The 13302-nt window shown below is 71.7% G+C and carries 11 protein-coding genes; 9 read left to right on the forward strand and 2 right to left on the reverse strand.

Going from position 1 to position 13302, the window contains the following annotated elements:
• The first annotated feature begins 59 nt into the window (after positions 1–59).
• The 7 genes from A3IC_RS54305 (at position 60) to ppgK (ending at position 9739) form a co-directional block, all read left to right on the forward strand.
• Positions 60–719 carry an ATP-binding cassette domain-containing protein gene (locus A3IC_RS54305; protein ID WP_063744834.1) on the forward strand — a complete coding sequence of 220 codons (660 nt, stop codon included), beginning with the start codon at positions 60–62 and terminating at the stop codon, positions 717–719.
• Positions 719–2080, forward strand: coding sequence for a YhgE/Pip domain-containing protein (locus A3IC_RS0113810; protein ID WP_020550642.1), 1362 nt, complete (start codon positions 719–721; stop codon positions 2078–2080). The genes A3IC_RS54305 and A3IC_RS0113810 overlap by 1 nt, the downstream gene beginning before the upstream one ends.
• A gap of 141 nt (positions 2081–2221) precedes the next feature.
• Positions 2222–3736, forward strand: a complete 1515-nt coding sequence (locus tag A3IC_RS62250) for a tetratricopeptide repeat protein (RefSeq protein ID WP_052173469.1) — start codon at positions 2222–2224, stop codon at positions 3734–3736.
• 262 nt (positions 3737–3998) lie between these two features.
• Positions 3999–4652: an ACT domain-containing protein gene (locus tag A3IC_RS54315; protein ID WP_020550645.1), complete on the forward strand. Its 654-nt coding sequence runs from the start codon at positions 3999–4001 to the stop codon at positions 4650–4652.
• 242 nt (positions 4653–4894) lie between these two features.
• On the forward strand, positions 4895–6025 hold the full coding sequence (locus A3IC_RS54320) for an LCP family protein (RefSeq protein WP_020550646.1): 1131 nt from the start codon (positions 4895–4897) through the stop codon (positions 6023–6025).
• 198 nt (positions 6026–6223) lie between these two features.
• Positions 6224–8878: a right-handed parallel beta-helix repeat-containing protein gene (locus A3IC_RS0113835; RefSeq protein ID WP_020550647.1), complete on the forward strand. Its 2655-nt coding sequence runs from the start codon at positions 6224–6226 to the stop codon at positions 8876–8878.
• A gap of 123 nt (positions 8879–9001) precedes the next feature.
• Entirely contained in the window at positions 9002–9739 is a 738-nt protein-coding gene (ppgK, locus tag A3IC_RS0113840) for a polyphosphate--glucose phosphotransferase (protein ID WP_026218235.1), read from the forward strand.
• A gap of 24 nt (positions 9740–9763) precedes the next feature.
• Here ppgK and A3IC_RS0113845 read toward each other — a convergent pair whose 3' ends face one another.
• Positions 9764–11392, reverse strand: a complete 1629-nt coding sequence (locus A3IC_RS0113845; RefSeq protein ID WP_020550649.1) for an amidohydrolase — start codon at positions 11390–11392, stop codon at positions 9764–9766.
• Between the two features lie 134 nt (positions 11393–11526).
• Positions 11527–12123 carry a 3'-5' exonuclease gene (locus A3IC_RS0113850; RefSeq protein ID WP_040876604.1) on the reverse strand — a complete coding sequence of 199 codons (597 nt, stop codon included), beginning with the start codon at positions 12121–12123 and terminating at the stop codon, positions 11527–11529.
• 96 nt (positions 12124–12219) lie between these two features.
• On the opposite strand from A3IC_RS0113850, the gene A3IC_RS0113855 reads away from it, so the two are divergent.
• Together A3IC_RS0113855 and A3IC_RS72520 are read left to right on the forward strand one after the other, a co-directional pair.
• A complete protein-coding gene (locus A3IC_RS0113855; protein WP_020550651.1) occupies positions 12220–12987 on the forward strand; it encodes an SDR family NAD(P)-dependent oxidoreductase in 768 nt (255 codons plus the stop codon).
• A 145-nt stretch (positions 12988–13132) separates the two neighbouring features.
• Positions 13133–13264, forward strand: coding sequence for a hypothetical protein (locus tag A3IC_RS72520; RefSeq protein ID WP_281174481.1), 132 nt, complete (start codon positions 13133–13135; stop codon positions 13262–13264).
• Positions 13265–13302: the final 38 nt, after the last annotated feature.

Consider the following 13302-nt stretch of genomic DNA (forward strand, 5'->3'; position numbering starts at 1 on the left):
GTTTGGCATTCCGTGTACCGGTTATCCCTGGGTGGACGTCCCGCCGATGAGGGAGATCCGTGTCCACAACCACCTCCGGGGTGGAGATCAGCGCGGTCGGCCTCGCGGCATCCGGTCCGGACGGCACAATCTTTCGCGACGTTCGACTGAGCGCGCCGGCGGGCGGCCTGACCGTACTCGTCGGGCCCGCCGGCGCCGGTCGCACCTCGCTGCTGCTCGCCCTCGGCGGCCGGTTCCGTACCGATGAGGGCAGCGTGACCGTCGCGGGCAGCCGCAGTGCCGCGACCGCCCGGGCGCACACCGCGATCGCGCGCGCCCGACCCGGCCTGGACCTGGAACCCCGCCTGTTCGTCACCGAGACGATCGCCGAGCGCCGGGCCATCGGCGGCGGCCGGCCCACCGAAACCGCGCTCGCCCGGATGTACGACCTGCTGCGGATCGAGCCGCCCGGCCGGGTCCTGGTCGAGCACTTGGCCGCGGTGGACCAGTTGTTGTTCTCGGTCGCGCTGGCCGCGGCCGGCCATCCGGGCGCGGTTCTGGTCGACGACGTGGACAGCGGCATCGCGGGCGCCGATCTGCTGCGTGCGTGGCGGGCCCTGCGCGAGCTGGCCGATACCGGCGTCACCGTCGTGGCCACCGCGACCGAGGCGCCGCGCGGTGCCGACGCGGTGGTGGACCTGCCCGGACACCACCTGTACCCGAGAGGCGGTATCGCCTGATGGGTGTGCTGCGCCTGGCCTGGCTCGAACTACGGCGCTTCCGGGGCCCGTTGCCCCGCTTGGTCCCGGTCATGCTGATGCTGGTGCCGACCCTGTACGGCGCGCTGTACCTGTGGTCCAACTGGGACCCGTACGGACGGCTGAACCAGGTCCCGGTCGCGTTCGTGAACGAGGACCGGCCGGTGGACGTGCGCGGGCAGCACATCGACGCGGGCGGCCGGTTGACCGAGGTGATTCGCACGGACAAGAACTTCGAATGGAAGGTCACCGACGCGAAGGACGCCCGAACGGGCCTGGAGGACGGCGACTACCACTTCGTGGTCACCGTGCCGCCGGACTTCAGCGCGACGCTGGCCACCACGGCCTCGGCCGAGCCGAGGCAGGCGACGTTGTTCATGACCCTCGACGACGCCAACGGCTTCATCATCGGCAAGATGGCCGAGGTGGCCAAGACCCGGCTTCAGCAACAGATTTCGGCCACCACGCAGAGCACCCTGGTGCAGCAGCTGTACGGGCAGACCGGGGCGCTCAAGGAACAGCTGGACCAATCCGCCGCCGGTGTGCGGCAGTTGGCCGACGGCATCGGCACCACGCCGCCGGATCAGCTCCGGGAGAGTGCCGAGCAACTCGCCGGCGACCTGACCCGGTTGAATGCCGCGGTGCCGGCTCCGCCGCCGGCGCGGGCGGCGGGCGAGGACGCGCGGGTGCTCGGTGCGCCAGTGGCGATCGAGGTGACGAACAGGCATTCGGCAGAGCTGTACGGCCGCGGGCTGGCGCCGTTCTTCTTCGGCATCGCGTTGTGGGTGTTCGGACTGGTCGGCTTCCTGCTCCTGCGGCCGTACAACCCGCGTGCGCTGGCGGGACGGGCGGGTGCGGTCAAGGTGGCCCTGGCCGGTTGGCTGCCCGCCGCCGTGCTCGGCCTGGCGGGTGCGTTCGTGCTGTACGCGGTGGTGCAACTCGGGTTGGGTCTGGACGCCGACGACCCCGGACTGAGCCTGCTGTTGATCGCCTTGGCGGCGGTCACCTTCGTGGCCATCGCGCAGTTCCTGCGGGCCGCCCTCGGCGCGGTGGGCGACGTGGTGATCCTGGTCCTGCTGATGCTCCAGCTCACCTCGTGCGGCGGGCTGTACCCGGTCACCACGACGCCCGAGCCGTTCCAGGCGCTGCATCCGGTGATACCGATGACGTACCTGGTGAATGGGCTGCGGGTCACTCTCACGGGTGGCGAAGGCGAGCGTTTGGCGGTCGCCTTCGCGGTGCTCGGCGGCTACCTGGTGGTGGCGCTGATCGCGACCGTGTTCGTGGTCCGGCACCGCCGAATGTGGACGATGGCGTCGCTGAAACCGGCAGTGGAGTTGTGAGTACACACGCCGATGGGTCAATTCGCTCCCCCGTACGGTTGTACCCGGGGAGCGCAACCACGCCCGCTCCGTGCACGTCGCCCACAATCAGGGGGTACCGCGGGTTTGCCACCTGTGGTGGAGGAGGGAGAATCAGCGGCGATGAACGAGCAGGAGATACAGAAACTGAGGGCCGAGGCCGAGACCCGGATTCGGGCACTCGGGCCCGAGCACCCCGGTTCGCTCGACGCGCGCGCCGCGTGGGCCCGGGTGGTCGGTGACGAGGGCAGGCCCGCAGAGGCCGCTCGGATGTTCGGCGAGCTCGCGGGCGACTACGCGCGCGTGCTCGGCCCGCAGCATCCCGATACGCTCCTGGCCCGGCACAACCATGCCTATTGCCTGGGGTTGTCCGGAAACGCGGTCACCGCCGAGTCGCTGGCACGCGATGTCGCGGCCGACTGTGTCCTGGTGCTCGGTCAGGACGATCCCGAGACGCTCAACGTGCGTGCCGGGTGGGCCCGATGGATCGGCGAGGCGGGCGATGCCGCGGGCGCGGCCCGAATGTTGCGACCGATCGTGGAGGAGGCGACCGACGCGCTCGGACCGGTGCATCCGGACACGCTGACCATCCGACACCAGCACGCGCATTGGGTGGGCCGGTCCGGCGAGACGATCCAGGCGGCCCGGTTGATGGCGGCGATCGCCGACGAGCGCGGCGAGGTGCACGAGCCGGACGACCCCGCGGCGTTGACGGCTCGGCACGACCGGGCGATGTGGGCGGGTGAGGCAGGCGACGTCTCGATTGCCCGGGACGCGCTGGTGCAGCTCGTCGAGGACGCGACGCGCGTGCTGGGACCGGACCACCACGACACGTTGGTGATCCGGCACAACCACGCGCACTGGACCGGCGAGTCCGGCGACCCGATGGGCGCCCGGACGTTGTTGACCCAGTTGGTCGCGGACTGCGCGCGCGTGCTCGGCGAGCAACACCCGGACAGCGAGAACGCTCGACGCGGGCTGATGTGGTGGACCTACGGGCCCAAGGCCAACGACCCGGCGCCCGCGTTCGCCACGGCGGTGGGCAACAGTTCGGTGCAGGCGGGGCGGCCGGCGAAGGAGCCCAAGCCGCCGAAGCCGGCGAAGGAGCCGAAGCCGCCGAAGGCCGCGAAACCGCCGAAGGCGCCGAAGCTTGCTCGACTGGCGAAGGCGAAGCAGCCCGAGCCGGCCGGGGAACCGGTCGCGTCGGCCGAGGTCGCGTCGCCGGCATCGGCCGCACCTACCGAGGTGGTCTCGGTCGGAGCCTCGGCCGCCGTGCCGTCGCCGTCCGTGGAGCCGGACGGGGACGTTACCGCGTTCGCCCCGGTGGTGGCCGGGTCCACCCCGGACACCGAGGAGAACGCGGCAGTGTCGGCCGGGTCGGCCGGGCGGGCCGGCCCGGCCAAGGAGACGGCCTCGGAGGCCGGTTCGGGGCGGCCGGGTGGCGAGGGCGCGTCCGCGTGGAACCGGGCGCGGGACGAGGCACCGGAGAGCGCGGTGACTCGGGTGTCGAGCGTGGCGCCCGACGACGAGCCGACGCATGTCAGCCCGCCGGCCGGGCGGCTCGACCGAAAGCCCGACGAGGAGTCGGACGAGGAGTCGGACGAGGGGTCGGACGAGAGGTCCGACGAGAAGAAGTAGTCACGACATGTGGGGCGCCGGCGGATCCATCCGACGGCGCCCCACATGCGTGTTCGCCCGATCGTCGCGGCCGATGCGGCGGACTCGGCGTTCGGCTTCCTGGGTCGCGCGGTGGCTGTGGCGCCGTCCGCGGGTGTCCGCCGTCGCGGTTCCGGTCGGGAACGTCGCGCCCGTGGTGATCACTTGGCGTCGTCATATGTACGCAACACGACCGAAACGGGGAAAGGTCAGGATACAAGGCAGGTGATGGAGGAGGTGTCGCGTGCTGTACCGACTGAGGGTTTCGCTGCCCGACCGGCCCGGATCGCTCGCGCGGGTCACGCAGCTGCTGGGCGCGGCGGGCGCCGACGTGATGCAGATGACCGTGCTCGAACAGCTCGGCGGCCGTGCGGTCGACGAGTTCACGCTCTCCTGGAGCGGTGACCGGGACATCGCCGCGCTGGTCGCCGCGATGGAGCGCTCGGTGGGGGTGCGCGTCGAGGGCTGCTGGGCGGCCGGCGAGGTGCCCGGATCCGCGCCGGAGCTGGACGTACTGGGACAGGTGGCGCGCGATCCGGGACGGGCGGTGGCCACGCTGATCGACGCGGCGCCCACGCTCTTCCACGCGGACTGGGCGGTCGCCACCCGCGGCGGACGCGGACGGCAGCTGGTGCACCAGAGCTGGCGGGCCCCGGAGACGCCGGCGCTCCCCGCGCTCACCCCGATGCGTCCGCTGGCCTTCGCCTACGAGGGCGACGCGAGCGGCCACGGCGCGGCGGCCCCGATCGGCGCCTCGTGGCTGACCCTGTACGTGGTCCGCCACGAGGGCCCCGCCTTCCACCGCACCGAACTCGAACGCCTGGGCCGCATCGTCGACGTCGCCCTGGGCGTCCTCGGCGAACGCGGAGCGGCAAAGGCCGCGGGCGGCACGGTGTAGGACGCCGGGGCGCCGGAGGGCCGCGCTTCGGTTGCCGCCGGGGCGGGGATTGCCGGCGGGGCGCACGCCCGGCGCCCCCTCCCGGGCCGCCCTCGGGGGTTTTGGGCCGTGTGGGGCGGGAACCATTTGCTGCTATTCAGCGTGTAACGATCGGAACAACTATGATTGTGTAATTGTGCGTACTTGGGGCCACCGAGCCGAGCGCACATCGAGCGCGGGGGCCCGACGAAGGCGACGACGACGTGCAGGACAAGGATGAGACGCCCCCTGCGGCCGAGGCCGTGTCGGGGGCGTCGGCCGCGCTGCCGAGGCCGGGGGGGTCCACCCGCATACAACGGCGGGGCCGGGATCGGCGGCGCCGTCGCCGTCGCATCCTCGCGTGGACCGCCGGCGGGCTCGTCACCGTGCTGCTTGCCGCGGGAGGCTTCGGGTGGTGGTTGTACGACCACCTCAACGGCAACATCCGCACCCAGGATTTCGCCGACCAGTTGACCGACCGGCCGCCGCCCACCGGCGGGATGAACGTGCTGCTCGTGGGGTCCGACTCGCGCGCCGGCGACAACGCCGAGTACGGCCGTGACGAAGGCGGCACCCAGCGCTCGGACACCACGATCCTGCTGCACGTGCCCGAGGGGCGAAAGGCCGCGATCGCGGTCAGCTTCCCGCGTGACCTGATGGTCGACGTGCCCGCCTGTCGGACCACGGTGGGCGGCACTCAGCGCGCCTACTTCGGCCAGTTCAACAGCGCGATGGAGGTCGGCGGCGTGCCGTGCGTGGCGGCCACCGTGGAACGGCTCACCGGCGCGCGCATCGACCATCAGATCACCATCGACTTCACCGGCTTCAAGAAGGTCGTGGACGCGCTCGGCGGCGTGCCGATGCACATCGACCAGCCGATCGACGACAAGGCCGCGCGCCTGCGACTGCCCGCCGGCGACGTCAACCTCAACGGCGAGCAGGCCCTCGGATTCGTGCGCGTGCGCAAGAGCATGGGCGACGGCAGCGACATCCAGCGCATCGCCCGTCAGCAGGAGTTCCTCAGGGCCCTGGTCAAGAAGGTCCAGGACGAGAACCTGCTGACCAACCCGGCCAGGGCGTACAACGTGATGGACGCCGCGACCAAGGCGATCACCACCGACTCCGGGATCAACTCGCTGGTCAGTCTGTACGACTTCGCCAACGGCCTGCGCAGCATCCCACTCGACCGGATCGAGTTCACCACCACGCCGCTGACCGACTACGCGCCGGATCCCAACCGGGTCGCGCTCAGCCAGCCCGACGCGGGCCGGTTGTTCACCCGGCTTCGCGACGGTGCGCCGGCGCCCGGCTCCGCGGCGACCGTGACGGTCACCCCGAAGTCCGCGGCGCGGTAGCACGAATCGGGGCACTGCGGGACGTTAACCGTCACCCGCCCGTGACCTCCGGTCGTTGAACTGTACGGTGCAGGGGTCCACCGACGACGCGGCGTCCGGGCCCGCGGGGCAGACCCGGTAATGGGGCCGCCCGCGACGCTTTACGGTGGACTCGCGAGGGTGCTGGGTGCGGACCGAGGGGCTGGTGGCAGGGGCGCCATGACGGGTCGGGTTCTTCAGGTGGTGCAGGGCACTCGTTGGCGACGGCGCGCGGGTGAATACGCCTCGATCGGCGCCGCGGTGGGTGCCGCGGCGCCGGGCGACTCGATCCTGGTCGCGCCCGGGACGTACCGCGAGGACGTGTCGATCGCCGTCCCGGTGACGGTGGTCGGCTCGGACGGGCCGGGGACGGTGGTGCTGACCGCCGCCGACGGCGTCGCGCTGACGATCACCTCGGACGCGGCCGTACACGGCCTGGTCGTCGAGGGCGGCGCCGGCGTGTTGTCGCCGGCCATCGTGATCGAGGGCTGCGCGCCGATACTGGAGGAGTGCGTGATCCGGGCCGCCTCGGTGGTCGGCGTCGAACTGCGCGCGGGGGCCGACCCGATGGTGCGCCGCTGCCGGGTGAGCAATCCGCAGGGCGTGGGCATCGGGGTGACCGGACGCTCGCGCGGCACCTTCGAGGACTGCGAGATCGGCGACACCGGGCGCGAGGGCTTCGACGTGCGCGAGGGCAGCGCGCCGATCCTGCGCCGCGGCAGGGTTCGCGACGCGTCCGGGCACGGGCTGCGCTTCACCGGCCCGGGGACCACCGGCAGCGTGCAGGAGTGCGAGATCCACGACGGCTCCGACGCGGAGCCCGCGGTGTTCGTCGGCGACCAGGCATCGCCGCACCTGACCGGCCTGCACATCCACGACGTGGGCGGCGGCGGCATCTGTGTCGCGGGCGGCGCCGCGCCGATCATCGCCGACTCGCGGATCGAGCGGGTCGGCTGGGCGGGCATCTCGGTCGGCGGCCAGGGCAGCGCCGGATCCCTCTCGCGCACCGAGATCACCTCGGTCAAGGGCACCGGCGTCCAGGCCGACGACCTGGCCACGTTCTCCCTCGACGACTGCACGATCCGCGACGCCGAGGGCAACGGCGTCTCCGTCGACCGCGGCGCCAACCTGACCCTGGTCGGCTGTCGACTGCGCGACATGGGCCGCAACGGGGTGGACGTGCACGGCCACTCCGAGGTGACCCTCAGCGGCTGCACGATCCGCAGCTTCGGCCGCAACGGCCTCTCGCTCGCCGACCACGGTGCCCGCGCGTCCGCGATCGACTGCGAGTTCCACGACTCCACCGGCGGCAAGCCGGCCGTGTGGGTGGCCGACGGCGCGGACGCGGCGCTGGGCGAGTGCCGCATCCACGACGTGCTGGACGGGGTCAAGGTGGCCGGCTCCGGCACCGGCCTGTCCATGCACGACTGCGAGATCCACGACGTGGACGAGACCGGCATCGGGATCGGCGCGGGCGCGGTGGTCTCGGTCAAGTCCTGCAAGGTCCGCAAAGCCACCACCGGCGTGTGGTTCATGGAGTCGGACTGCGGCGGGATCATCGCCGACTGCACGATCGAGGACACCACCGACGGCGTCTCGGTCACCGGTGTGGCCGGTCCCACCGTGCGCCGGGTCCGGGTGGACCGGGCGACCGGCGAGGGCATCCGCATCTCCGGCGGCGGGCGCGGCGACTTCGAGGACTGCGAGGTGCTCGGCGGGCGCGGCTACGGTGTCAACGTGCGCGAGGGCTGCCACCCGGTGTTCACCCGCTGCACCACGCGCGACAACGCCAAGGGCGGCTTCGAATTCGCCGGCCCGGGCCCGGTGGCGGTCGAGTGCACATCACAGGGGGACGGAAGCAGCGGGGCCGAGACCCCAGCCGCCGGCGGGATTTTGGGTACGACCGGCCCGGTCGCCGCGGCCGGCGCGCAGCCGCAGGGCGTGGCCAGGCTCACCGCCACGCTGCCGATCCCCGGCGCGCGCGACGGCGGAACCGCCGACCAAGCCGCGGCCGAGACGTCCGGGCGCACCGTGGACGAATTGCTCGCCGAGTTGGACGGGTTGGTCGGACTGGCCGGCGTCAAGGCCGAGGTGCGCAATCTGATCGACCTGATCTCGGTCGGCCGGCGGCGCGAGGAGGCCGGGCTCAAGGCGCCCACGCTGCGCCGACACCTGGTCTTCACCGGCTCCCCGGGTACCGGCAAGACCACGGTGGCCCGGCTGTACGGCGAAATCGCCCAGGCACTCGGGGTGTTGCGGATGGGACACCTGGTCGAGGTCTCCCGGGTCGACCTGGTCGGCGAACACATCGGCTCGACCGCGCCGCGCACCAAGGAGGTCTTCGACCGGGCCCGCGGCGGCGTGTTGTTCATCGACGAGGCGTACAGCCTGGCTCCGCCGGATCCCTCGCGCGACTTCGGCCGGGAGGCGATCGACACGCTGGTGAAGATGATGGAGGACCACCGCGACGACGTCGTGGTGATCGTGGCCGGCTACACCGACGAGATGGAACGCTTCCTGGGTGCCAACCCCGGTTTCGGGTCCCGGTTCTCACGCACCATCACCTTCCAGGACTACTCGGCCGACGACCTGGTCGAGATCACCCGCAAGCAGGTTGGCGAGCACGAGTACGTGCTCACCGACGACGCGTGCGACGCGCTGCTCGGCTACTTCCGCCGGCTTCCGCGCGGGGCCGCGTTCGGCAACGCGCGTGAGGCGCGACGTACGTTCGAGGCGATGATCGAGCGGCACGCGACCCGGTTGGCGCAACTTCCGGGCGCGGGCATGGAGGAGTTGCGCACGCTGCATCCGGAAGATCTCCCCGAGCTGCGGTGAATCGGGCCGCGTCGGCGGGGTAACGGCCGATGAGTGCGGTCGCCCCGCCGCCTTGTGGTCGGCGCGCGGGTTGTGGACGGTGCGCAAGGTTGTGGATGGTTTGCGATGGCGAAGGAGCCTCACGTGCCGGTCATGGGCATCGACATCGGCGGGACCGGGATCAAGGGCGCGCCGGTGGACGCCGCCGCCGGACGGCTGATACACGAGCGGGTGCGGCTGCTCACGCCCGAACCGTCCGAGCCGCAGGCGGTGATCGGCGTGGTCCGCGAGGTGCTGGAGCAGTTCGCCGACACCGACGGCCCGGTCGGCATCACCTTCCCGGGCGTGGTCCGGGACGGCATCGTGCGCACCGCGGCGAATGTGGACAAGTCGTGGATCGACCTGGACGCCGACGCGCTGTTGACCGCGTCGCTGGGCCGGCCGGTCACGATGGTCAACGACGCGGACGCGGCCGGCGTGGCCGAGATGCGCTTCGGCGCGGGCGCGGGGCGCGGCGGCACGGTGCTGATGCTGACCTTCGGCACCGGCATCGGCAGTGCGCTGTTCGTGGACGGCAGACTGGTGCCCAACACCGAGTTGGGCCATCTGGAGTTGGACGGCCACGAGGCCGAGCACCGGGCCTCGGCGGTGGCCCGGGAGACGCACGACCTGTCCTGGGAGAAGTGGGCCGAGCGGGTGCAGGATTACCTGCGGTACGTGGAGATGCTCTTCTCCCCGTCGTTGATCATCATCGGCGGCGGGATCAGCAGGAAGCCGGAGAAGTTCCTGCCGTACATCAAGGTCCGCGCCGACCTGGTGCCCGCGAAGCTGCACAACGACGCGGGCATCGTGGGCGCGGCGATGCTGGTGGCCGGCGGCTGACGCCGGGGCGTACGCGACAGGCACTCAGAGCGGATCGCCGTGCGTCTGCTCGCCGGCCAGGAAGGTGGCGAGCACGTCGAGGTCGGTGATCTCGCTCGGCGCGACCGTGTACGGATCGGCGGACAGCACCACCAGGTCGGCGTACTTGCCCGGGGATATCGAGCCGGTGATGTCGTCGGCGCGGAGCTGGTAGGCCGCGTCCAGGGTCTGCGCGCGGATGGCCTGAGTCACCGTCAGCCGCTCCTCGGGGGCGAGCACCCTGCCTCGGCGCGAGCGCCTGGTGGTGGCGACGGTGATGTTGTGCAGCGGGTTCTCCGGCGTGCTGGGCGGGTCGTTGTGCAGCGAGATCCGCATGCCGGCGGCCACCGCGGAGCCGGCCGCCGCCCAGCGGGCGCCGTACTTGGGGCCGAACAACTCGTCGGTGAGCACCTCGCCCCAGAAGTACACATGGTCCATGAACACGCTCGCGGTCACCCCGAGCGCCGCCGCGCGCCGGAACTGGTCCGGGCGCATCGCGCCGACGTGCTCGATCCGCAGCCGGTGGTCCGGGCGCGGGTAGCGGCTGAGCACGCTCTCGTACACGTCCAGGATCATGTCGATGGCGAGGTCGCCATGTGCGTGGCAGGCGAGTTGCCAGCCGTGCGGGAAGTACGCCTCGACCACTTCGGCGAGTTGGTCCCACGTGTAGTTGGTGCTCGCGTGCGGGCGTTTGCCGCGGCCGAGTCGGTGGGTCAGCTCCGTGTCCAGGTACGGGAAGGACACCGCGATCGTGCCCGCCCACGGTGAGCCGTCGACCCACACCTTGATGCCGTTCTGCCGGATCAGGTCGTCGCCGGCGTCGGGCCGGCCGGTGCTGCGCAGGACGGCGGAGGCCGGCTCGTACAGGCGCAGCCGGGTGCTCGGCGCGGGCCTGCGGGCCGGGTCGAGCAGCGCGTCGCGCCACGGCGGCAGGCAGGCCATCTCGCCTGCCATGGTCAGGCCGACGGCGCTCATCCGGGCGAGGGTGTCGGCCAGGCCGGGCGGTAGCGCATCGCGGCGGCCGACGGGCGGTCCGGTGGGTGAGGTGATCTCGGTGATCGCCTCGATGCCGTAGGCCGCGCCGTCCGGCTCGCCGTGTGCGTCTCGTCCGTACCGGCCGCCGGGCGGGTCGGGGGTGTGCCGGTCGATGCCGTGCCGGCGGCCGGATTCGCGGTTGTACCAGGCGAGATGTCCCGAGTGGTGCACCACCACCAGCGGGCGATCGGGGGCGAGTCGATCCAGGAAGTCCTGGCCGGCGAGCGGCAGATCGGGGAACGAGAGCGGATCCCAGCCGTACATCAGCTCGCGCCCGTTCGCGACGCCCGCCCGGATCGCGGCGAGCACGGCCTCGGCGGAGTCCATCGAAGCGGCCCGGATGTCCACGACGGACCCCTTGCCGAACAGCAGCGCCTCGGCCACCGCGTGCCCGTGCGCCTCGACGAATCCGGGGAGCACACAGCGCTCGCCCAGTTCGACCACGCGGGTGGTGGGCCCCACCGGCATGTCGGCGGCGCTCCCGACGGCCAGGATCCGACCGGCGCCGATCGCCACGGCCTCGACGCGGGGTCGGGCCTCGTCCACCGTGATCACGGTTCCGGTCAGGACCAGGTCGGCGCTCGGGATGTCCTGGGCCATGGTGGCGCTGCTCCTGTCGGGACTTTCGGAACTTGCGAGGTCATGCGGGAACTTCGGGATCTTCGCAACCCTCGGGACGTGCGCGGGGTCGGCGGTGGTCGGTGCGGTCGTGGATCCGGTGGGGCGGGTGTGGGCTACGGGGCGGATGGTGCCACCGATCGGGTACCCGGTCGATCCCGGCGCGAAGCACGCAGTACGCCGCCCAGCAGCGCGGCGATGTTCCACGCGTCGTCGACGCCTCGGTGGTGGGTGCCTTCGAGCGGGAGGCCGGCGTGCTCCAGGGCGGCGGCCATGCCGAGTTCACGGTCCAGGCCGTGGGCGAGCGAGTACAGCGACTTGGCGTTGAGGTGGCGGGTACCGAAAGGGTACGGGACGCCCTCGGCGGCGCACTGGCGCTCGAACTGCCGCCGGTCGTACTCGCCCCAACTCGCCCACACACGTTGGTGCGTCCTGAACTCGGCGCGCAGCAGGGCGCATGCGTCGGCGAAGGTGTGGCCGGTCGCCACATCCGCCTGGGTCAGCGTGGTCAGCTCGGTGCAGAACGCGCCGACGGCGGAGTGGGTGGGGCGGACCAGGATGCCGTGTCGGTCGACGCGTTCGCCGGTGGCGATGTCCAGGGTGGTGAGGCCGATCTCGATGATCTCGTTGCGCTGCCCCTCGGGCGTCGGGCCGTCCCAGCAGGTCGCCTCGACGTCGATCACCACGAGCAGGTCCATCAGTCGTTTCGCCATGCCGGTCAGCACAACACCTCGGTCGGCGTGCTACCACTGGTTTTGTTCTGACGGTATGTCAGATGTTTGGTCCGCCCGTCCACGGAGGAGTTCGAAATGGGTACGCACAAGACATCACCCGACACCGGCGTCGTGATCACCGGCGGCGCGTCGGGCATCGGGCGGGCCACCGCGCGGGCGCTGGCGGCGACCGGCCGACCCGTCGCACTGTGGGACATCGCGGCGGGTCCGGTCGAGGAGGCGGCCAAGGAGATCGAGGCCGAGCACGGGGTGCCGGCGCTCGGCCTGGCCCTGGACGTCACCGACACCGAGGCGTATCCGACCGCGATCCACGCCTCGGTCGGGGCGCTGGGCACGATCGGCGGTTTCGTGCACGCGGCGGGCATCGTCGACTCGACCCCGATCACCGAGGTCACCGCGGAGAACTGGGACCGCGTGCTGGACGTCAACCTGCGCTCCTTCGCGCTGCTGGTCCAAGCGCTCACCCCGCACCTGCGTGAACACGCCGGCTCCGCGATCGTGGGCATCGCCTCGCTCAACGCGATCGTCGGCAACGCGCTCAACCCGTCCTACTGCGCGTCCAAGTCGGGCATGCTCGGCCTGAACCGCTCGATCGCCGCCAAGCTCGCCGAGTACCACATCCGCAGCAACGTGGTCTGCCCCGGCTACATCGAGACCCCGATGCTGGCCCGCTCCTTCGCCCGCCCCGGCACGCGCGAGCGTATGGAGAACAGCTCGCCGCTGCGCCGGTTGGGCCGCCCGGAGGAAATCGCCGGCGCGGTCCGCTTCCTCCTCAGCGACGAGGCATCCTTCGTGACCGGCACCCACCTGATGGTGGACGGAGGCATGACGGAGACGGTCTGACGCCCGACCGGGCCGGGGCGGTGACCGGGATGCCGCCCCGGTCCGGTGTTCGAGCGGGTGATTCGGGAACCGGATGGTGTCGGCTCAATCTCTGACAAACCGGTGGTGATCCTGTGGATGAGACGACCGCCGTTCGGGAGAGATCGTGCAACCCGCCTTCGGCCACGAGTGGACAGCCGACGATGTGATCGCCGCCCAGGAGACCTCGCCCTATCGCATCGAACTCTCGGACGGCGTCCTTACGCGGCCTCCGGCTCCGCCGAGCCCGGCACTGTGACCACGCTGCCGGCTTTCGCGCCGATCGCTCTCGACCCG

This window comes from Embleya scabrispora DSM 41855, assembly GCF_000372745.1.
Classification (GTDB): domain Bacteria; phylum Actinomycetota; class Actinomycetes; order Streptomycetales; family Streptomycetaceae; genus Embleya; species Embleya scabrispora.

Coding starts and splice junctions, on each gene's coding strand:
- A3IC_RS62250 (WP_052173469.1), top strand. CDS start 2,222: ATGAACGAGCAGGAGATACAGAAACTGAGGGCCGAGGCCGAGACCCGG.
- A3IC_RS0113850 (WP_040876604.1), bottom strand. CDS start 12,123: ATGGCGAAACGACTGATGGACCTGCTCGTGGTGATCGACGTCGAGGCG.
- A3IC_RS0113835 (WP_020550647.1), top strand. CDS start 6,224: ATGACGGGTCGGGTTCTTCAGGTGGTGCAGGGCACTCGTTGGCGACGG.
- A3IC_RS0113845 (WP_020550649.1), bottom strand. CDS start 11,392: ATGGCCCAGGACATCCCGAGCGCCGACCTGGTCCTGACCGGAACCGTG.
- A3IC_RS0113855 (WP_020550651.1), top strand. CDS start 12,220: ATGGGTACGCACAAGACATCACCCGACACCGGCGTCGTGATCACCGGC.
- A3IC_RS0113810 (WP_020550642.1), top strand. CDS start 719: ATGGGTGTGCTGCGCCTGGCCTGGCTCGAACTACGGCGCTTCCGGGGC.